The sequence below is a fragment of the Staphylococcus sp. AtDRG32 genome (assembly GCF_004365845.1).
Lineage (GTDB): Bacteria > Bacillota > Bacilli > Staphylococcales > Staphylococcaceae > Staphylococcus > Staphylococcus hominis.
Window position 1 is genome coordinate 25,794 of the sequence record NZ_SODE01000010.1, and the last position, 21,214, is coordinate 47,007.

At 30.8% G+C, this 21,214-nt stretch carries 18 protein-coding genes; 1 reads left to right on the forward strand and 17 read right to left on the reverse strand.

Annotated features, from left to right (window positions below):
- Positions 1-14: 14 nt before the first annotated feature.
- The 10 genes from ccpA to BDW25_RS10345 all read right to left on the reverse strand — a co-directional run bounded on the left by ccpA (position 15) and on the right by BDW25_RS10345 (position 13,193).
- On the reverse strand, positions 15-1,004 hold the full coding sequence (gene ccpA, locus BDW25_RS10300; RefSeq protein WP_049335900.1) for a catabolite control protein A: 990 nt from the start codon (positions 1,002-1,004) through the stop codon (positions 15-17).
- Between the two features lie 262 nt (positions 1,005-1,266).
- A complete protein-coding gene (locus BDW25_RS10305; RefSeq protein ID WP_002448300.1) occupies positions 1,267-2,358 on the reverse strand; it encodes a bifunctional 3-deoxy-7-phosphoheptulonate synthase/chorismate mutase in 1,092 nt (363 codons plus the stop codon).
- 221 nt (positions 2,359-2,579) lie between these two features.
- Positions 2,580-4,637 (reverse strand): coiled-coil domain-containing protein, encoded by a 2,058-nt coding sequence (locus BDW25_RS10310; RefSeq protein ID WP_133945543.1) that lies wholly within the window; start codon positions 4,635-4,637, stop codon positions 2,580-2,582.
- 71 nt (positions 4,638-4,708) lie between these two features.
- Positions 4,709-5,206, reverse strand: coding sequence for a DUF948 domain-containing protein (locus tag BDW25_RS10315; protein ID WP_002449680.1), 498 nt, complete (start codon positions 5,204-5,206; stop codon positions 4,709-4,711).
- 77 nt (positions 5,207-5,283) lie between these two features.
- Positions 5,284-6,597 carry a UDP-N-acetylmuramate--L-alanine ligase gene (murC, locus tag BDW25_RS10320; protein ID WP_049418236.1) on the reverse strand — a complete coding sequence of 438 codons (1,314 nt, stop codon included), beginning with the start codon at positions 6,595-6,597 and terminating at the stop codon, positions 5,284-5,286.
- A gap of 21 nt (positions 6,598-6,618) precedes the next feature.
- Positions 6,619-10,176, reverse strand: coding sequence for a DNA translocase FtsK (locus BDW25_RS10325; RefSeq protein WP_065581326.1), 3,558 nt, complete (start codon positions 10,174-10,176; stop codon positions 6,619-6,621).
- 24 nt (positions 10,177-10,200) lie between these two features.
- Complete coding sequence (ytpR, locus tag BDW25_RS10330) at positions 10,201-10,797, reverse strand: YtpR family tRNA-binding protein (RefSeq protein WP_002449679.1); 597 nt, start codon at positions 10,795-10,797, stop codon at positions 10,201-10,203.
- Positions 10,798-10,825: 28 nt separating this feature from the next.
- Entirely contained in the window at positions 10,826-11,680 is an 855-nt protein-coding gene (locus BDW25_RS10335; RefSeq protein ID WP_002449685.1) for a DUF1444 domain-containing protein, read from the reverse strand.
- 117 nt (positions 11,681-11,797) lie between these two features.
- Positions 11,798-12,109 (reverse strand): thioredoxin family protein, encoded by a 312-nt coding sequence (locus tag BDW25_RS10340; RefSeq protein WP_002449688.1) that lies wholly within the window; start codon positions 12,107-12,109, stop codon positions 11,798-11,800.
- Between the two features lies 1 nt (position 12,110).
- Positions 12,111-13,193 (reverse strand): M42 family metallopeptidase, encoded by a 1,083-nt coding sequence (locus BDW25_RS10345; RefSeq protein ID WP_133945546.1) that lies wholly within the window; start codon positions 13,191-13,193, stop codon positions 12,111-12,113.
- A 92-nt stretch (positions 13,194-13,285) separates the two neighbouring features.
- Here BDW25_RS10345 and BDW25_RS10965 point away from each other — a divergent pair, with 92 nt between their 5' ends.
- Positions 13,286-13,603, forward strand: coding sequence for a PepSY domain-containing protein (locus BDW25_RS10965; protein ID WP_065426806.1), 318 nt, complete (start codon positions 13,286-13,288; stop codon positions 13,601-13,603).
- A gap of 368 nt (positions 13,604-13,971) precedes the next feature.
- Here the strand turns inward: BDW25_RS10965 and trmB are convergent, their stop codons facing one another.
- The 7 genes from trmB to BDW25_RS10385 all read right to left on the reverse strand — a co-directional run bounded on the left by trmB (position 13,972) and on the right by BDW25_RS10385 (position 20,940).
- Positions 13,972-14,613: a tRNA (guanosine(46)-N7)-methyltransferase TrmB gene (gene trmB / locus BDW25_RS10355; protein WP_002449690.1), complete on the reverse strand. Its 642-nt coding sequence runs from the start codon at positions 14,611-14,613 to the stop codon at positions 13,972-13,974.
- A gap of 13 nt (positions 14,614-14,626) precedes the next feature.
- Positions 14,627-15,418 carry a phosphotransferase family protein gene (locus BDW25_RS10360; protein WP_133945549.1) on the reverse strand — a complete coding sequence of 264 codons (792 nt, stop codon included), beginning with the start codon at positions 15,416-15,418 and terminating at the stop codon, positions 14,627-14,629.
- A gap of 337 nt (positions 15,419-15,755) precedes the next feature.
- Entirely contained in the window at positions 15,756-16,607 is an 852-nt protein-coding gene (dat, locus tag BDW25_RS10365) for a D-amino-acid transaminase (RefSeq protein ID WP_002449691.1), read from the reverse strand.
- Between the two features lie 3 nt (positions 16,608-16,610).
- Complete coding sequence (locus BDW25_RS10370; RefSeq protein WP_002449683.1) at positions 16,611-18,020, reverse strand: Cys-Gly-3M3SH dipeptidase; 1,410 nt, start codon at positions 18,018-18,020, stop codon at positions 16,611-16,613.
- Between the two features lie 141 nt (positions 18,021-18,161).
- Positions 18,162-18,593: a YtxH domain-containing protein gene (locus BDW25_RS10375; protein ID WP_002449677.1), complete on the reverse strand. Its 432-nt coding sequence runs from the start codon at positions 18,591-18,593 to the stop codon at positions 18,162-18,164.
- Positions 18,594-18,619: 26 nt separating this feature from the next.
- Positions 18,620-19,306: a pseudouridine synthase gene (locus BDW25_RS10380; RefSeq protein WP_064207009.1), complete on the reverse strand. Its 687-nt coding sequence runs from the start codon at positions 19,304-19,306 to the stop codon at positions 18,620-18,622.
- Positions 19,303-20,940, reverse strand: a complete 1,638-nt coding sequence (locus BDW25_RS10385) for a putative polysaccharide biosynthesis protein (protein ID WP_049431071.1) — start codon at positions 20,938-20,940, stop codon at positions 19,303-19,305. The genes BDW25_RS10380 and BDW25_RS10385 overlap by 4 nt, the downstream gene beginning before the upstream one ends.
- Positions 20,941-21,214 lie beyond the last annotated feature (274 nt).

A 21,214-nucleotide genomic window follows, 5' to 3' on the forward strand; every position in this document is an offset into this window, starting at 1 on the left:
TTTTTCACATTACTTTAATTAGTAGTGTTTCGATATTCAATTCTATGTGGTAAAACTACATTAGGTTCTGCAATGTCTTCTTCATTCATAAATTTAGTAAGAAGACGCATACCTACTGCCCCGATGTCATATAATGGTTGAATGACACTAGATAGTTTAGGTCTAACCATTTCTACCAAACGCGTATTATTAAAACTAACAATTTGTAGTTCTTCTGGAACTTTTATTCCAGCATCAAGAGCACTATGCAAAATACCAATTGCTTGTTCATCACTAATAGATAATATAGCATCAGGCAAATTATTTTTTAATTTTTCAAAGACATTCACTCCGTCTTTATAGCTTTCTGAACCTGATAATTCTATAGTGTTATTTAACTTTAATTGATGTTTGTTTAAAGCATCCTTTAAACCACTTAGTACATCTTCTTGAGCCTTTTTAGAATAATCTCCACTTACAAGTACAAAATCTTTTGCGCCTGTTTTAATAAGTTGTTCTGTAACTTCTCTGGCAGCTTTAGCAAAATCGATATTAACAGATGCGATATTGTCATCTTTACCATTTGTTCCAGATACTACTACTGGAACTGAAGAATGATTAATTAAATCTTTGATTTCATCAGAAATTGTACCACCTAAAAAGATAATGCCATCTACTTGTTTACTTAACAAATTATTAAAAATTTCTTTTTCTTTTTCTGGATCATTGTCTGAATTAGAAATGATAGAGTGGTACTTATACATTGTTGCAATATCTTCAATACCTCTAGCAAGTTGAGAATAATAAATATTAGAGATATCGGGTATAATAACGCCTACTGTAGTTGTACGTTTACTAGCTAGTCCTCTTGCAACAGCATTTGGTCTATAATTTAATCTTTGAATAACATCATTTACTTTTTTACGTGTTTCTGGTTTTACATTTTGATTGCCATTAACTACTCGTGATACAGTTGCCATAGATACACGAGCTTCTCTAGCTACATCATATATAGTTACCGTCATAATTTCCTCCTTGTAAGCGTTTCATTTATTATTATTACGTGTTTTCATTTCATTTTCAAAGTTTATCATAAATTGGTAATGTGTCAAATATATAAGACTTATATTCACAATTGTGTCAAATTTTAGTTAATAGATTTAATAAAATCAAAATAAAACTATTCGTTTTAACTAAAAAAGAACAATATAGAAGTTAAATATAAAACTTTCTATATTGCCCTAAATTTTAGTAAAATGAATAGCTAGTAAATTAAAGGATGATGTTTTATTTAAGTTGTTTAGAGTTGTACATGTCAGCTAATGGCTTTAATTCATTATAAAATTTATCAAACTCATTTAAATCCATTTGTTGACCACTATCACTTAAAGCTACTGATGGATTTGGATGTACTTCTGCCATTACTCCGTCTGCACCCACTGCAAGTGCTGCTTTTGCAGTCGGTAACATAATATCCTTACGTCCTGTACTATGTGTAACATCTACCATTACTGGTAAGTGAGTACCTTGTTTTAAGATAGGTACGGCAGAAATATCAAGTGTATTACGAGTAGCTTTTTCATAAGTACGAATACCACGTTCACATAGAATAATATTTTTATTACCTTGAGAAGCAATGTATTCAGCTGCAAATGTAAATTCCTCAATAGTAGCTGATAAACCACGTTTTAATAAGATTGGCTTATTTGTACGTCCAGCTTCTTTAAGTAATTCAAAATTTTGCATATTTCTTGCACCAATTTGGAAGACATCTAAGTATTCATCAGCAATTTCGAAATCAGCTGGATTTACAATTTCACTAACAACATTAAGATTGAATTTATCTTTAACATTTTTCAATATTTTAAGCCCTTCAATTCCTAATCCTTGGAAATCGTATGGTGATGTTCTTGGTTTAAATGCACCGCCTCTAATGAATTTCTCACCTTTGGCTTGTAAATCACGAGCTACTGCATCAACTTGTTCTTGAGATTCAACAGAACATGGACCAAATACAAATGATTTATTTCCATCACCAATAACTCCACCGTTATCAAATTTTACAATTGTATCTTCCGGTTTTAATTTTCTTGAAACATATAAGTGTTTTTCATTTTCTGATTTTTGTAAATCAGTAGACGCTTTAAAGATTTCTTTAAACAATTGTTTAATTACATTATCATTAAATGGTCCGTTATTACGATCCATTAATTCATTAATCATTTCTTTTTCTCGTTGAGGGTCATAAACTTTAGTACCTTGCTTAATTTTTTCTTCTCCTATTTTTTGAGCTAATTCCCCTCTTTTTGATAATAAGTCTAGAATTTGATTATTAATTGAAATTATCTCTTCTCTGTATTGTTCTAACTTTGTAGACATTCATACTCACCTCAATAAATTTTACTATACTTAATTATATTACTTTAAAGCGGTAAAATAATTGTATTTAGATAGTATTCTAACAATTACATTAAAAATGTTCAACTATAAATCGAATAAATTTTCTAATATTTCTGAATTATTAAAATTAATATAATTAATAATACTATATAAAGAATTAAAAGAGCAATGTAAAATATTACACTGCTCTTTTAAAAATATTAATCATTAAATGTACGTTTTTCTATTTTACTATTTGCTTTTTCAGCTCTTTGTTGTTGCTTTGGCGTTTTGTTTTTATTTTTATTTTTTTGATTCTGATTTTTACGTTTTTGATTATGTTTTTTATTTTTTTGATTTGAATTTGATTGAGATGGTTGATGTTGGTGAGTAATAACTCCTTTTTCAAATTTAGAATCATGGTGAGTTTGTTTATTTTTTGTTATTTCTTCATCTTTATTAAATGACTTATGATTTTTAGTTATCAAATTAGGCACTTTATCATATTTAGAAGATGTTATTGGTGCCTCCTCAAATAATTTTCGAGTATTACTTGCTACATCTTTATTATCTTTTAACTTAGCTTGCTTAGTTCTAGCTGCCGATGCAATTTTAGAAGTTTGTGACTCATTTTCGCTGTTTTGAGTTTGATGACTTCTTGCTGGATTAGATAATTGATTTGTTTCTGATTCATTTTGAATTGCACGACGTTGTGCTGCAAGTGCATCTTTTTCTTCTTGTTTTTCATCTTTAGCGATTGCTTCTTTTTTGGCTTCTTGTATTTCTTGCGCTTGTGGTGATTCGTCTGCTAAGTTACTTGATGTTTCTGATTGAATTGCTCGACGTTGTGCTACAAGTGTATCTGTTTCTTCTTGTTTTTCATCTTTAGTGATTGCTTCTTTTTTGGCTTCTTGTATTTCTTGCGCTTGTGGTGATTCGTCTGCTAAGTTACTTGATGTTTCTGATTGAATTGCTCGACGTTGTGCTACAAGTGTATCTGTTTCTTCTTGTTTTTCATCTTTAGCGATTGCTTCTTTTTTGGCTTCTTGTATTTCTTGCGCTTGTGGTGATTCGTCTGCTAAATTACTTGATGTTTCTGATTGAATTGCTCGACGTTGTGCTACAAGTGCATCTGTTTCTTCTTGTTTTTCATCTTTAGCAATTGCTTCTTTTTTGGCTTTTTGTATTTCTTGCGCTTGTGGCGATTCGTCTGCTAAGTTAGTTGACAACTCATCTTTAATAGCATTTTGTTGTGCTACAATTTCTTCTGCACTATTATGTTCATTATTAAAATAATTATTTTCTTTTACTGTAGTTTCAGCTTTAGCTTCTTGTATTTCTTTTGCTAATGGTGATTCATCTGCTAAATGATTTGATGTTTCTGATTGAATTGCTCGACGTTGTGCTGCAAGCTCATCGGAAGAAATACTTGTATTTTTTCTATTTTTTAAGTCTTCAATTTTATGTCTTACATTATCAATTGTTTCTTCTGTTTGTTGTTTAATACTATAATAATTATCTTTAACTTCTTGTTCTTTTGCTTTTAAATCCTCAATTTTTTGGTTTGCTTTATTTTTAGTTAAAAGTCCAATAGTTGAGCCAATGATTGCACCAGTAATAAAGCTAACAACAAAACGTTTACGAGACTTAAATCTCGGATCGTTATAATAAGTTTTATAATCAATCTCTTGATTAGTATCACTAGCAGCTTGATTTGAGAATTTTGGATGATTATAACTCTCATAGTCATCACGATTATAATGTGGTGTATTAACAAAGTTGTTTTGATCTAGTTGATTTACACCATGACCGTGTAAGTCATTACCTGAGTTATTTGTCTCAAATGCATCTCTATCGTAATGTTTTGTCGCATTTGTATGCACATCACCATTAGGTTGATTTACGCCACGACCATGTAAGTCATTACCTGAGTTATTTGTCTCAAATGCATCTCTATCGTAATGTTTTGTCGCATTTGTATGCACATCACCATTAGGTTGATTTACGCCACGACCATGTAAGTCATTACCTGAGTTATTTGTCTCAAATGCATCTCTATCGTAATGTTTTGTCGCATTTGTGTACACATCACCATTAGGTTGATTTACGCCATGACCATGTAAGTCATTACCTGAGTTATTTGTTTCAAATGCATCTCTATCGTAGTGTTTTGTTGCATTACTTTGCGCTACGTCCTCTTGTTGATTCGCACCTCTACCATGTAAATCATTGCTAGTGTTGTTCGTCTCAAATGAGTCACGATTATATTTCTTACTCATATTTATTCCTCCTATAAGAAATGCACTTAAACAAGTAAAAACCTCATTTAAGTGCATTTGATTGAATCATATTAAAAGTTTTTCTCAACGTTTGTAGTGTAATTTTGATTTGCATCATTAGCTACAGAGTTAGCTCTGTAGTTTGCACTTCCTCTACGATAGTGTCTATTTTGCCATTTGTCAGCAATTTCCATTGCAACATTTGACCATTGAACTACTTGAGAAATTTTATCTTCATTTTGAGAAATATTATGTGTGATTGAGTTAGTTACACGATCAACTGAGCTATTTAAAGTTTGAACTGAGTCGCCAATACCTTTAACACCATCAACAACAGAGTTTAAACGTTCAACTTTACCTTGAATGTCTTCAGTTAAGCGATTAGCTTTATGAAGTAAATCAGTAGTTTCACGAGTAATACCTTGAACTTGACCTTCAACACCATCAAGTGTTTTAGCCACATGATCTAAATTTTTCTTAACTGAAATTAAAACTACGACAATTCCAATACATAAAATTAAGAATGCGATTGCAGCAATAATTCCAGCAATTGGTAAAATCCAATGCATAAAAAACGCCTCCTAAATATTCTTTTAAAATAAAAGTCATTAATTATAAATACCCATAATAATTATATATAAACATATTAGAATTCTTTTGACATACCAATTTTTTCTTCATAAGCACGTTGAATTTTTTGAATATCTCCGGCGCCCATAAATAGAATAACAGCATTATCAAATTTTTCTAATACATCAATACTATTTTCATCGATTAACGCAGATCCGTCAATACGATTTATTAAATCTTGGATAGTTAATTCTCCAGTATTTTCACGTATTGAACCAAAAATTTCACATAAAAATACGTGGTCTGCTTTACTTAATGCATCAGCAAATTCATCTAAGAAAGCTTGAGTTCTTGAAAACGTATGAGGTTGGAATACTGCAACGACATCTTTATTTGGATATTTTTTTCGTGCTGTTTCAATTGTAGCACTAATTTCTCTTGGATGGTGAGCATAATCGTCTACTAATACTTGTTTTGAAACAAAAGTTTCATTAAAGCGACGTTTTACACCACCAAATGTTTCTAAAGCTTCTTTAATATTATTAACATCCATTTTTTCAAGATAACTAATTGTAATGACTGCTAAGGCATTTTGAACATTATGATTACCATATTGTGGTGTTAAAAATTGATTATAGTATTCTCCATTAATATACACATCAAACTGAGTACCATTTTCAGTTATTTGTATATTATCTGCATATACATCATCGTTTTTACTAAGACCATAATAATAAATAGGTACATCTGCTTTTAAATTTCTTAAATGTTCATCATCTCCCCAAGCAATAATAGCTTTTTTTACATTATTTGCCATTTCTTGGAAAGCACTAGCAACATCGTCGATATTTTTAAAATAATCAGGATGGTCATAATCAATATTTGTCATAATTGCATAATCTGGGTGATAGCTTAAAAAGTGACGTCTATATTCACACGCTTCAAATGCAAAATAATCACTACCTGGTAAACCCATTCCTGTACCATCACCAATTAAGAATGATGTTTTCTTGTCTCCATTCATAACGTGAGATAATAAACCAGTTGTAGACGTTTTACCATGAGCACCTGTAACTGCTACCGATGTATATTGATTAATGACTTGACCAAGAAAATCATGATATCTAATCACATCCAACTTTAATTCATGTGCTCTAACAATTTCTTCATGTGTATCAGGAAATGCATTACCTTGAATAACTACCATTCCTTCATGTATATTATCTACACTAAATGGTAAAATTTTAATCCCTTTATTTTTAAGTGCTCCTTCTGTAAATACATATTTTTCAATATCTGAACCTTGAACTTCATGTCCTAAATCGTGCATAATTTGTGCTAATGAACTCATTCCTGCACCCTTAATTCCGACAAAATGATAATGCGTCATATCCATAAAACTCCTTTAAAATTAATCTTTCTTTAAATCTGCCTCAGTAATAAATACATCTCTTGGTTTAGAGCCGTTTGCTCCAGATATATAATCTAGTTGTTCTAATTGATCGACGATTCTTGCTGCACGATTATAACCAATTTGGAAATGTCGTTGGATTAATGAAGTAGATATATGTCCTTCTTTGACCATAAAACTACAAACATCATCAAATAATTCATCCCGTGCTTGAGTTTGAGTCTTTTTCAATAATTCTTTTTCTTCAAATAAATATTCTGGTTCTCTTTGCGCTTTGATGAAATCAACGACATCATCAATTTCTTCATCAGAGACAAATGTACCTTGTACACGTATAGGTTTATTCATACCACTACCTAAATATAGCATATCACCATACCCTAATAGTCTTTCAGCGCCTCCACTATCAATAATAGTTCTAGAATCCACGCTTGAAGACACCATAAATGCAATACGGGTTGGTATATTAGCTTTAATAAGTCCAGTAATAACATTAACTGAAGGTCTTTGTGTTGCTACTAACATATGAATTCCACATGCTCTCGCTTTTTGAGCAATTCTAGCAATAGATTGTTCTACCTCTTGTGGAGCCATCATCATTAAATCTGCTAATTCATCAATAACAATGACTATTTTAGGCATACGTTGTTCGTAAGACGCTTTTTTATTAAAAGCAGTAATATTACGTACGTGATATTTTGCAAACAGTTTATAACGTCTTTCCATCTCTTCAACAGCCCACTTTAAACTTTGAGTAGCTGCTTTAACATCTGTAATAACTGGTGAAACAAGATGTGGTAAGTCATTATATGGCGCTAATTCAACCATTTTTGGATCAATCAATAATAATCTCAATTCTTCTGGATGATTTTTATATAATAATGACATTAATATACTGTTAATACATACAGATTTACCTGAACCTGTCGCTCCAGCTATTAAAGCATGAGGCGTTTTAGCAATATCCATTAATAATGGCTCGTTATTAATCCGATTCCCCATAGCCACTGTTAATTTAGATTCCGTATTTTTAAACTTAGGTGATTCTAAGATTGATTTTAAACTTACTTTTGAAGAATTTTGGTTTGGTACTTCAATACCTACTAAGCTTGTACCTGGAATAGGTGCTTCAATTCTTATATCTTTAGCGGCCAATGCCATCTTTAAATCATCTTGCAAAGCAGTAATTCTCGAAACTTTCACACCTTTTTCAACAGCTAACTCAAATCGTGTTACACTTGGACCTACAGTCACATTTTGAACTTCTGCAGGAACATTAAAGTAATAAAACGCATCATTTAATTCTTGTTTTTTCTCTTCAATCCATGAGTTATCAATTTGATGAATTTCCGGATCTTCTAATAATTCAAGACTTGGTAATTTAATATTAGGGCCTTTTCTAATCGTAGCTTTACTTTCGTGTTGTTCGTTTTCATCTTGCTCTTCATTCTGAGTATTTAATGTCATAGATATGGCTTGTGTATTTTCATTTTGTACATTTGAAAGTTCACTCGTTTCATCTTCTTGATTATCTTGAAGTGATTGTTCATTAATATTCTTTTTAATATGCTCTTCATGATTATTAGTCGCTTTTACTGATGGACTTGAACTTGGTATACTAACTGATTTACGTTCCAATTTTGTTTCTGGTTTTAATTCTGGAACGGTAACTTTATTAGATTTTTTGAATTTTTTAGCATCCATCAAACGCTTCTTGTCAGATGGCGTCATCACAACGTTAAAAGGTTTACTACCCGGAATGATTGAAGATTTAATAGATGATGAAACATCCTCATTTTCAACGATTTGTTTGTCATCATCTTCTAATTTTTCCCCTTCAGTGTTAGATGATGAGTCATGAACTGAATCATTGTTATGTTCAACTTGTTCAGAAGCATACTCAGTATCTGTTTCAATTGCATTATCAATTGAATGGTCAATGTCATCATCGTTATGATTTGATTGTTTAGTTATATCTTCATTCGAAGAAACGTTCATCTCATGATACTTTGCTTCCTCTACTTTTTCTTTTGAAGTATAATTATCTTCTTGCAATTTATTAACTTTACTTAAATGAGCATCTTCATTTTTATTAAAATGATGATGTTTGTCTTTAGTTGAATGTATAGGTGCTACGTTAAGATTATCTTCTGACAATTGATCATCATTATGTTCGTCTGTAGATGTCGTATCATTAACTTCTCGTATTTCTACATCTTTATCATTAACAGTTTGAATATTTGGGACAGATTTCAAATCAATTTCTTCATATTGATACTGCTCGTCATCGTCATCATAATTAGACGTATTTGAATCAGTTTGAGTCCCTTCATCAATCACATGATTATCCGTAGTATTCTCATTTGTGTCTTCCATTTTATCAGTACTATCTTCTGTATGTGTCGTTCTCTCTTCATCATTATTTTCTTCATGATCTAGAGAACTCTCTCCAGTGTACTGCTTAGCTTGATTTGCATACATTTCATCAATGACTTTTTGGATTTCGTTATCACTATCCGATGATTGTTGACGCTTATTCTGTAAAGCTTCTTTAAATTTACGTTTTTGTTGTGCTTTTTTTTCTCTTTCACGTCTAATTTCTTCTACTATTTGTGACGCATAAATATTCTCAATATTCACCGTATTATCTTTTTGAGAAAAATTAGGAACTTTACTTTTTGAAGATGTAGTTTCATAAATATTAGAATTTTGATCATTAATAATTGAAACATCAGTATCTTCATACTTAGTTTGATTCAACGGTTCATTTTTAGACTTGCTTATATTTGTTTTTACATCATTATCAGATACTCGTTGTGCTGTTTGATCTTGTGTTGAATTATTTTTATCGTCATTATGATTATCATCATTTTCATTCTCTTTTAATGGAGGGATAACACCATTTTCAATTGGTCGGCGTTTTTTTGTACCAAATACTGCAGATGGTACTTCTGAAGTTCTAAAGCTTGAATGGTGATATGTAGAATTCGATGTCGTTTTATAGTTTGATTTAAAACGCTCCGATTGTAATTTCACATGAGAATGATTATTTGTATACTTATGATATTGAGAAGTCGTTTTTCTATTATTGTTTTCATTTAATTGTGCACTATTCAACGACTTATTACGTTTATTAGAAGGTCTTTCTTTAATTGAAGGCACTCCAGTATCATCATGATTTGTATACTGTCTTCTTCTGCGTCTTCGAGTATCTGTTGCACTATCATAAGTTTGAGGATAGTCATTATTATCTATTTCATCATAACTATAAGCGTCATAACCAAATTCTTTATCACTTTTAGATGATTTCTGCGACATATATTCATCTTCATCAACTTCTCTGTAAACCGCTTCATCATATGTTTCAGCATCTTGCCCTAAATCAATAGGAAAACGAAATTTTCCACGCGGACGATCATAGATATCATCATTTTCAGGAAGTAAGGTATGCTCACCATTCTTTTGTGTTTCTGAGTTATGTCGACGTTTATTTTTTCGTCTTAGTAATTCTTCATCAGAATGTTTATCATTGCCAAATAATTCATCAAACCAACTCATACATCCACATCCTTCCTAGTTTTTTTAATCAAAAAATGCATTGCCTACTTTATAATCATCAGACAATACCATGATTCCTTTTTCTTGAGGTGCATTAGGCAAGTTCAATTCTCTCATTGAACAAATCATACCACTTGATGCCACACCACGTAATTCAGCATCTTTAATTACCATGCCACTTGGCATAACTGCACCAACTTTAGCTACGACAACTTTTTGACCTGCTTCTACATTTGGCGCACCGCACACGATTTGTAGTTTTTCACTACTAACATCAACTTTCAAAATACTTAATTTATCTGCATTAGGATGCTTTTCTTTAGTTTCTACATAGCCTACAACAAATTTAGGTGATAAATCCGCTTCAAGTTGATAATCAAAACCTGCATTTGTAATTGATTGCTGTATAGCTTCTACAAGCGTTTCATTTAATTTAATATGACCATTACTATTAACTGAATATACTTTTGAAAAATCGAAAATATTAAATCCAACAATTTGATTTTCATGTTTAATAGCAACCACATTATTTTTTATTTCATATTCAAAAGGCCCATCTGTTGGTTCAATTTGTAAAAATGCAACGTCCCCTACGCCTTCTTTATTATAAAATAAATTCATTTAAATTCTCCTTTTGACGTATTATTAGTTATTTTTTATTAAATTTTTTACGATTAGCTTCTAAACGTTGAATAACGTTTGGATCTCTTTTTTGCTTATTATTTTTTCCTAAAATAAAAATCGGCTCTAAATGTTCTTTTTTATAACCAAATGAAAGTGACGTTATAGGTACAAGTCCCTTAGTAAAAAATTCCATCGTCAAGTGTGCCATAACGTCATAGCCTGTTTTATTGCGTATATCAGCAATAATTAATACATCTTGATGAGGAACAGCGACTAACATTTCACCTTCACATTGAGCTTCAATTTCATTTAAAAATTTTGTATTTAAAATACGACTCGCATCATATCCGTCATTTGAATTGATAAAATAAAAAATATTTCCTTTTACTTCATCTGTTTTATATTTATTCTCAAGTTTACGTATATTAAACAACGACATTTCTTTAATTTGTTGTGAAGTTAAACCTAGTGTTTTTAACATACTTTCATCAATTAATCGGTACGATTTTCCTAAATCAAGTGCATAATAAATATTAGTTTCTGCAGTATGTTCTTCAATAACAAATTGATGACCTTCTTTAGTTTTTTTATCAAAACTAGTTGATCTTATTACAGGCATAACTTGAATATCTTTCATTTTAGATAGACCATTATCATCCATTTGCGCAATGGCCTCTTCAACATAATAGATAATTTCATCAATGATTTTCTCTTTTTGTTCTTCATACTTTGCTACAATTGCATTAAGCTTGATAGTTACGCCTTTAAAATTATCTCGTCTATATATACGTAATGTTTCTTCTTCACGATCAAACTTAAAATCAACGTCTAAATGCTTTAAACGTTGTTTTAATGTATCTCTCATTTGAAAGACGTTCATATTAAAACACTCCTATTTTCGCACCTTACAATATTTTACAATAAAAAGAGCTTCAATTACAGAAAAATTAGGCTATTCTTTCATATAGATAAGAAAATTTAAGTCCTAATTACTCATTTACACATATTGACTTAAAAATGAATCTATTTGTTCGATTGATTTTCGTTCTTTTCCAATATAACTTCCCATTAATTCACCATTTTTATATACGAGAAAGCTTGGAATACCCATGATATCATTTTCAATTGCTAAATCTATAAATTTATCTCGATCTACTGATACAAATTTAAAATTAGAGTATTTTTTTTCTAATTTCGGTAAATCTGGTTCAATCACTTTACAATCTGGACACCATCCAGCTGTAAATTCAAATACCGTTTGTTCATTTTTTAATTCTTCAAATTGTTTTTCAGTTTCTAATGTAATCATATTATTTCTCCTCACTTTGAAATTGTAATGTTAAAATGTTTTCATTTGTTAAGTGACTCACAGCTTGTTTTAATAATTCACGCGCAGCATAATAATCTCTAATATCAAATACCGCATCTGTACTATGAATATATCGTGCACATACACCTATAACTGCTGTAGGTACACCTTTATTTGCTTTATGGATTTCTCCCCCATCTGTACCACCTGGTGAAATATAATATTGTGAACGAATATCAAATGTATCAACTAACTCCAGTAGATAGTCTCTGAAACGTGGAGAGAGAATCATCGTACCATCTTTAATTCGAATTAATGTTCCTTCACCTAATTGACCAGATAATTGCTGCTTACCTTTAATATCATTTGCAGGAGAACAATCTACAACGAATGCTATATCTGGTTGTATTAATTCAGTTGATGCTTTCGCACCTCTTAATCCAACTTCTTCTTGGACGTTTGCACCCACATATAAATCTACATCTAATTCTACATCTTTGAGTAATTCTAATATTTCAATTGCTAAGACACAACCGTAACGATTATCCCATGCCTTAGCACTATATCGATGTTCAGATAATTGAGTGAATGGTGTAAAAGGAACAATTGTGTCCCCTATTTCTATTCCACGTGATCGAACTTCTTTATCACTTTCTGCTCCTATATCTAACATTAAATCTTTAATCTCAGGAACCGCTTCATTACCTGTTCTAAAATGTTTTGGTATATTCGAAACGACGCCTACAATTTTTTCACCATTTCTATTTTTAACCTGCAGTCGTTGTCCTTGCCATATATCATTAGATACACCGCCTAAGTTAGTAAACTGTAACATGCCATTTTGAGTGATGTTCGTAATCATAAAGCCAATTTCATCCATATGAGCCGCTACCATCACACGCTTTGCATTTTGTTTTTTTGATTTTTTTATACCAAAAACACTTCCCATATGAGTGGTTATCACTTCATCTACAAATGGGGTCATTTCTTTTTTCATGTAGTCACGTACTTCTTCTTCAAAGCCTGGCGCTCCATGTAATTCTGTTAATGTTTTTATATGAAGTAAAGTTTTATCATTTTCCATTACATAAACACACTCCTTAAATTTATTATATCATTTTGATTATGGTAAACTAATAATAAGAACTATTAATAGAAAGGTTAGATTCGATAATTATGACTCGTCAAACTATAAAATATATCTCCATTCCCATCGTAATAACTATAGGAGCATCTACGGCTTTTATACTCTATCATACATTGAAAAACAAAAAAGTAAAAAATCCCGATAGAATATTAGAGGAAGTAAAATCATATTTTATGGATATTAAAGGTTCTTACATACTTCATGAACCTTTGCAAAATAAAGAGCAATATTTAAATCGTTTTGTTTATCAAGGTGGTATTACTCAAAATAAAAACAACCGTGATATAGAGTATACCTTCTATGCTGATGCACACACAGGTAAAATACTTACTATTGAAGAAAATTAATATTATTTTTTGATATTTAAAAAATATTTTAATACTTTTTTCACTTCATATTTATATTTTAAATTACATTTGTTTGATGTTTTTATTAATTTTTTATCATTTTCGAACTTAACAGTAAAGTAACGATTACTATGATAATACAAAAATCAATAATCATTTTGGATGAGATATGGACTAAATTTTTCTTTTTTTCTTACATATTGCATTGGATGTTTATCATATGTACTTATCCATAAATTTAAATAACAATGTATTTAGCACATATGTACTTATATGTATCATAAAGAGCAATAAATGATAAAACAACACACGAGCGTAAGAATGTATTTTCTTCTTACGCTCGTGTGTTGGATTTAATATATTATTTATTAATTTTTATGAAATTTGGCTTCCATTCTATAAATACGGGAACCTTTATCAGAAAATTTTTTCTCATATTCAGTTAATATATTATCTTCATCATCTTCATCATGAAGATTTAAATTTAACTTTGTAAAATACATTCCATATTGTGACATGCTTTCAAGACTATAAGCAAATAAACCTCTATTATCTGTTTTAAAATGTATTTCTCCATCTTCTTTAAGAATTTGTTCATATAAAGCTAAAAAAGTTCGATACGTTAAACGACGTTTTGCATGTCTTTTTTTAGGCCAAGGATCCGAGAAATTTAAATAAATTCTAGATACTTCATTCTCTTTAAAGTACTCATTTAATTCAATTGCATCATTGCAAATCATTTTTAAATTTGTAAGTCCTTTATCTTTTACTTTATCAAGCACTTTATACATAACGCTTTTTTCACGTTCTAAAGAAACAAAATTAATTTCAGGATGTTGCTCTGCAAGTGTAGTTATAAATTGTCCCATTCCTGAACCGATTTCAATATAGATTGGCTGTTTCTTATCAAACCAATCACTCATTTTGCCAGCATGTGAACCATCCATGTCTACTAGGTCAGGATGTTCTTTCAAATAATCTTCTGCCCATGGTTTATAACGGACTCTCATGTATTAAATCTCCTTAAATAAATAAATTACTATTCATTACCTCATTTAAAAATTTGAGCCATGTGTTCATATCTTTAAATCTTTTTTGTTCTTCATACCATTGAATCATGCCGATTGATTGAATCACAGTATACCATTTCATACGTTTATTTAAGTCCATACTTTCTTTAACACCATAAGTATTAAACCAGTTAGACCATTGTTGTTTTGGAACGTAGTTGTATAGCAGCATACCAATATCGATGGCTGGATCAGCAATCATGGCACCTTCCCAATCTACTAAAAATAGCTCATCACGATCAGAAAGTAACCAGTTATTATGATTAACATCACCATGAACTACTGTAAAGAAACGTGAATCTAAATTAGGAATATGGTCTTCCAAGTAAGTTAATGCTTTTCGAATAATATGATGGGTTAATACGTCTCTAGATAAAGAAGCATTAATTTTCTTTAACATAATATTTGGGGTAATAGGTTCCATTTCCATACGTTTTAACATATTAAGTAGTGGTTTTGAACCATGTATTTTTTTGAGAAGTCCAGCAACTCTTCTTTGAGACATTTCTGATGATGTAAGTTCTCTACCATTTTTCCAATGTTGTGCTGTTACAACTTCGCCTGTTTCAATACGTTTTGTCCAAACTAACTTAGGCACAATACCTTCTGCAGATAATGCTGCAATAAATGGATTTGAGTTACGCTTAAGAAATAATTTTTGTCCATCTTGTTCAGCCATATACGCCTCTCCAGATGCTCCACCTGCAGAATCAAGCGTCCACCCTAATTGATAAAACTGCTCCAACTCGTTCACCTCACTTTTAACTAGAAAATGGCTCGAGAAATATAGTTTTTCAAGAGCCATATATCTAATTTAATCATCGCTTTTTATCTAACGATTATATTTCTAACTTTGTTTTTGTTATAATGGTAAAATTATTATTTAAATGTCCCCAAATTATTTGAATTTTTTACCTTATCTCTTTAATCACTCAATGATGATTTTATAATTTTTAGCTTGATTTTTCAACTGAAAATGAGAAACAAAATGATACATTTTACTAGTATGAAAAAGCTAAAATCCCGAATGCTTTATAAATATTATAACATATCATATACATCATCGTTGAAGAAATTTAAAGTTAATTGATACTTTTTGATTCAATATATTTTTCGAATCCTTCTTGTAATTTTTTAGTAATTGGACCTACTTTACCATCATTTACAATTTCGCCATCAATCTTTACGACAGGTGTTACTTCAGCAGAAGTACTAGACACAATGACTTCATCTGCATTTTTTAAGAAATCAACTGTAAATGTTTCTTCATTAAATGGTATGTTGTAATCTTCAGCAACCCATTTAATTACTTTTCGAGTAATACCATTTAAAATGTAATTATTAACGGGGTGTGTATAGATTTCGCCATCTTTAATCGCATACACATTACTTGACGCACCTTCAGTAACAGTTTCTTCTCTATGTTGAATGGCTTCTGTTGCGTTATATTTAACTGCATATTCTTTAGCAAGAACATTTCCTAATAAGTTTAAACTTTTAATATCACAACGTAACCATCTAATATCTTCAACAGTTACAGTATTAATGCCATTTTCAAAGTCGTCATATGGACGATCATAACTTTTAGCAAATGCCATAATAACAGGTTTAACTTCTGGAGTTGGGAAAGAATGGTTTCTTGGTGCTACACCTCTTGTCGCTTGAATATAAATTCCACCATTTTGAATGTCATTGATTTTTAAAAGTTGTCTTACAATATCTGTTAGCTCCTCGACAGTATAACCTAAATCGATTTGAATTTCACTCGCACTTCTAAGGAACCTTTCAAAGTGTTCAGTTACTGTAAATAATTTACCGTTGTATGCACGAATATATTCATATATACCATCTCCAAATACATAACCCCGGTCTTCATAAGAAACTTTTGCGTCTTCTTGATTTAAAAATTCTCCGTTAATAAATACTTTTGTCATTATTTATCCCTCCACACATAGTGAATAAATTGCTTCTAAATAGATACTTGTTGCGTTGAATAATTGTTTTTTAGTAATATATTCATTCTTTTGATGCATTAAATCCTCTGAATCTTCAAACATAGCTCCAAATGCGACACCTTTGTCTAAATTACGTGCATAAGTGCCTCCACCAATTGTATAAGGTTCTGTCATATCACCCGTTTGATTTCTATAAGCAGTGACAAGTTTTTGTACAAATGGATCATTTTTATCTACAAAATGAGGTTGTTGAACTTTACCTAATTCTATTTCAAACCCTTGAGATTTGATTTCATTTTTAAAACGTTCTAAAGCAGTTTCAAATTCGAAGCCTTTAGGATAACGTAAATTGATACCAAATTTGCCACCTTTTTCTTTATCATACGTAATGATACCTACGTTTGTTGTCACGTCTCCCATGACATCAGTATGGAACTTCATACCCATTTTTTCGCCAAAATGAGATTCATGTAAATAACGATTACTAAATTCAGCGAATTCTTTTGCAGTTTGATTAAGATTCAAAGTTGATAGGAAGTCAATAAGATATAAACCAGCATTCATACCAAGTGAAGGATCCATACCATGGACGGCTTTCCCTTCAACAGTTAATACCAATTCACCATTATCTACAACCGCTTCACCTTCTAATTGTTGTTGGTCTAGATAATATTCGAAATGTTGAACTACGTCTGTCATATTTTTTTCAACCAAAATGTGTGCTTTAGCATGATCAGGAACCATATTATAGCGTTGACCAGATTCAAATGAAAGAAGTGTTGCTTCTGAATGATCAGTATGAGGTGAGCTTACATTTTGGACTAAATCAAATGTTGTAATTCCTTTTTCTCCATGAATAGCAGGGAATTCAGCATCTGGTGCAAAACCTAAAGCAGGCATTTCTTCTGTTTCGAAATATCTTTCTGTACATTTCCAGTCAGATTCTTCATCTGTACCAATAATAATATGAATACGTTTTTTCCAATCTACATTCATTTCATTTAAAATTTTAACTGCATAGTAAGCTGCGATAGTTGGACCTTTATCATCAAGTGTGCCTCTTGCCACAATAGCATCATCTGTTACAACAGGTTTAAATGGATCAGAGTCCCAACCGTCTCCAGCAGGAACAACATCTACATGACATAAAATTCCCAATACATCTTCACCTTGACCTGCTTCAATTCTTCCAGCAATATGATCAACATCATGGGTAGAAAAACCATCTCTTTGAGCAATTTTATACATATAATCAAGCGCTTCACGAGGTCCAGGACCAACTGGTGCTTCCTCTGAAGCTTGATTATCATCTCTCACACTCTTGATTGAAAGTAATCCATTTAAATCTTCAATAATTTGACTTTCATATTCTTGTACTTTTTCTTTCCACATTAGAGATCAACTTCCTTTTCAATAGATATACCTATTATTTTACATAAATCTAGTATTAAATGACAACAAGATGTCAGAAAATTTCATAGTATATAAAAAAAGAAGTGAGAAAAAATTTTCTCACTTCTTTAAAATTTAAATTTAATGTCTATCATCTAAGGCATTATGATTGTTTTTTAAATCTTCTTCAGTGACTACTCTTAAATTATTATTAACAGTTGCGCCACCTTCATCATCGAATTTACCTTCTGCTAATTCATGTGTGTCATTTTTTTTAGTATTCACATTAGTGAATTTAGATTTTTCATCTTGTAATAAAGATTTAGGATCATTTTTTAAACGATTTGCATAACCTTGTGGGTCATTCTTTACATTTTGAATTGTTTCATTTGCTTTTGAACTAATATCATTAACTAGTCCTTTCGCATTTTGTTTATAGCCTTCTGGATTTTCTTTATATTTATTATACTCAGCTTTTAATTTATTTCTGCTACTTTCACGTGATAATGCTACTGCAGCTGCTGCTGCACCAATTCCTGCCACAATTCTTAATAAACCTGCACGTTTAGCCATCATATTACCCCTTTTCTCTTTTATTACTATAAAAGTTTTAACTCTTCTGAAGTTAGTAAACGATACTCTCCAGATTTTAAGTTTTCATCTAACGTCAAATTAGAAATTTTAAGACGTTTTAATTCTAATACCTCATTATCAATTGAATGAAACATTCTTTTCACTTGATGATACTTTCCTTCATAAATAGTAACTAAAGATACATTATGATCTAGTTTTTCAAGTTGTGCTGGTTTTACTTTGCCATCTGATAATTCAATTCCATTTTTAAAAGCAATAATATCTTCGTTTTTAATAGGGTATTTAGAGGTTACTTTATAAGTTTTAGACACATGTTTAGATGGACTCATTAAATTATGGTTAAATTGTCCATCATTAGTAATAAGTAATAAACCTTCAGTATCTTTATCTAGTCTGCCTACTGGAAATATATCAAGATGGCGGTAATCAGCAATAAGATCTATCACTGTTTGATTTATATCATCATAAGTAGCAGAAACATATCCTTTAGGCTTATTTAACATAATATAAACATGATTAATATACTCTATTATTTTGCCATCTACAGTAATTTCATCTTGCTCAGGATTCACTTGGTATTTAGGTGATTTTTCAACTTTATCATTAACTTTGACACTATTTTTCTTTAAAAGCTGCTTTACTTCAGTACGCGTGCCAACTCCCATATTCGATAAAAATTTATCTAATCTCATTTTAAAAATCCAACTTTACGTCTAATTTTTTCTGGTAATTCACCAAGAAATTGATCAGCTAATCGATTTTTAATTGTGATACTACCATACACTAAAGCACCTACAATAACCCCAACGAGTAATATAATCATTGCTCCAAATTTACGTTCTACAGGGACAAAATGACCTAAAATTAAGTAAACAATTTCCACACTAATCATCATGATTAAACTATAAATAAAAATTTTCGCTACTTGCACAAATGTTTCTGTAAATTCATATTTCGCATATATTTTTAAAATAAAGAAATTTGCTGTAATCGCAAAACTCAATGCAATAGCAGTACTTAAAATTGCTCCTGCAGTATGGAAAGTCATAATTAATGGAATATTAAGTGCTAACTTTAATACAACGGCTCCTAAAATGACAAACACTGTCAATTTTTGTTTGTCTATACCTTGTAACATCGAAGCAGTAACACTAAGTAAAGAAATTAATATTGCTACAGGGGCATAGATAAATAACATTTTGTTTCCATCTGGATTATATTGATAGAAAACTGTATATAAAGGTGCAGCCAGTGCCATTATCCCTAAACTTGCTGGAACTGTAATATACATTAATACACCGATTGATGTTTTAATTTGACGATGCATTTCAGTTAAACGACCTTCTGCATATGTTTTAGTAATATATGGTATTAAACTTACCGCAAAACCTGCTGCAAGTGATGTTGGAATCATTACAATTTTATTGGTTGTAAAGTTTAATATCGTAAAGAAATAATCTTTATTTGCATGGAATCCTGCTGCATCTAGTGCATTGTTATGTGTAAATTGATCAACAAGGTTAAATAATGGGAAGTTTAAACTAACAATTACAAACGGAATACTGTATGCAATAATTTCTTTATACATTCTTCCATAAGAAATGTCTAATCCTGTACGATCAGACTCTACCATTTTTTGAATGTGAGGTTTACGTTTTTTCCAGTAATACCAAAGAGTAAATAAACCTGCAATTGCTCCCACAGCGGCTGCGAATGTAGCTACACCATTGGCTTGTAAATATGTACCATGAAAAACATTTAAAACTAAATAACTACCTATTAATATAAATATAATTCTGGCTAACTGTTCAGTAACTTCAGATACAGCAGTTGGCCCCATCGATTGATAACCTTGGAATACCCCTCTCCATGTTGCTAATAGTGGGATAAAAACCACTACTATACTGATGATACGAATAATCCAAGTAATCTCTGGTACTGTCCATCCACCTTTTCCTTCTTTTTGACCTAAAGTAATAACTGCAATATCAGGTGCTAAATAAAACAATATTAAAAATCCTATAATACCTGATATCGACATTACGATAAAACTCGATTTATAGAGTTTCTGTCCAACTCTATATGCTCCTATTGCATTATACTTTGCTACAAATTTTGAAGCTGCTAAAGGCACTCCAGCTGTCGCGACAGCAATAGCAATATTATAAGGAACATAAGCATAGTTAAATGGCGCTAACTTTTCCTCCGCATTTGCACCCATAATCGCATAAAAAGGAATTACAAATAAAACACCTAGAATTTTAGTAATTAAAATACTAAATGTTATCAAAAAGGTTCCGCGCACCATTTCCTTATTTTCACTCATATTCAATCTTCCTATCTTTAATTTAATCAAACTATGTCGTTATACATCTGTCTAAACTAAGGACTTGCATTACTATAAAATATATCACAAAATACTTATTGTTTCTCGTTTCTTTTTAAGTTTTTTTGTCAATTATTCTCACTATTATTAACTAAAAATATTGTAAGTTCTTTTATTTAAGTCAAGTCCAGACTCCTGTGTAAAATGCTATACAATGTTTTTACCATTTCTACTTATCAAAATTGATGTATTTTCTTGAAGAATAAATCCATTC

Coding starts and splice junctions, on each gene's coding strand:
- BDW25_RS10335 (WP_002449685.1), bottom strand. CDS start 11,680: ATGAACGTCTTTCAAATGAGAGATACATTAAAACAACGTTTAAAGCAT.
- murC (WP_049418236.1), bottom strand. CDS start 6,597: ATGACGCATTATCATTTTGTCGGAATTAAGGGTGCAGGAATGAGTTCA.
- BDW25_RS10310 (WP_133945543.1), bottom strand. CDS start 4,637: ATGAGTAAGAAATATAATCGTGACTCATTTGAGACGAACAACACTAGC.
- ytpR (WP_002449679.1), bottom strand. CDS start 10,797: ATGAATTTATTTTATAATAAAGAAGGCGTAGGGGACGTTGCATTTTTA.
- BDW25_RS10375 (WP_002449677.1), bottom strand. CDS start 18,593: ATGGCTAAACGTGCAGGTTTATTAAGAATTGTGGCAGGAATTGGTGCA.
- ccpA (WP_049335900.1), bottom strand. CDS start 1,004: ATGACGGTAACTATATATGATGTAGCTAGAGAAGCTCGTGTATCTATG.
- BDW25_RS10370 (WP_002449683.1), bottom strand. CDS start 18,020: ATGTGGAAAGAAAAAGTACAAGAATATGAAAGTCAAATTATTGAAGAT.
- BDW25_RS10305 (WP_002448300.1), bottom strand. CDS start 2,358: ATGTCTACAAAGTTAGAACAATACAGAGAAGAGATAATTTCAATTAAT.
- BDW25_RS10345 (WP_133945546.1), bottom strand. CDS start 13,193: ATGGAAAATGATAAAACTTTACTTCATATAAAAACATTAACAGAATTA.
- BDW25_RS10385 (WP_049431071.1), bottom strand. CDS start 20,940: ATGAGTGAAAATAAGGAAATGGTGCGCGGAACCTTTTTGATAACATTT.
- BDW25_RS10340 (WP_002449688.1), bottom strand. CDS start 12,109: ATGATTACATTAGAAACTGAAAAACAATTTGAAGAATTAAAAAATGAA.
- BDW25_RS10965 (WP_065426806.1), top strand. CDS start 13,286: ATGACTCGTCAAACTATAAAATATATCTCCATTCCCATCGTAATAACT.
- dat (WP_002449691.1), bottom strand. CDS start 16,607: ATGACAAAAGTATTTATTAACGGAGAATTTTTAAATCAAGAAGACGCA.
- trmB (WP_002449690.1), bottom strand. CDS start 14,613: ATGAGAGTCCGTTATAAACCATGGGCAGAAGATTATTTGAAAGAACAT.
- BDW25_RS10315 (WP_002449680.1), bottom strand. CDS start 5,206: ATGCATTGGATTTTACCAATTGCTGGAATTATTGCTGCAATCGCATTC.
- BDW25_RS10325 (WP_065581326.1), bottom strand. CDS start 10,176: ATGAGTTGGTTTGATGAATTATTTGGCAATGATAAACATTCTGATGAA.
- BDW25_RS10380 (WP_064207009.1), bottom strand. CDS start 19,306: ATGAGATTAGATAAATTTTTATCGAATATGGGAGTTGGCACGCGTACT.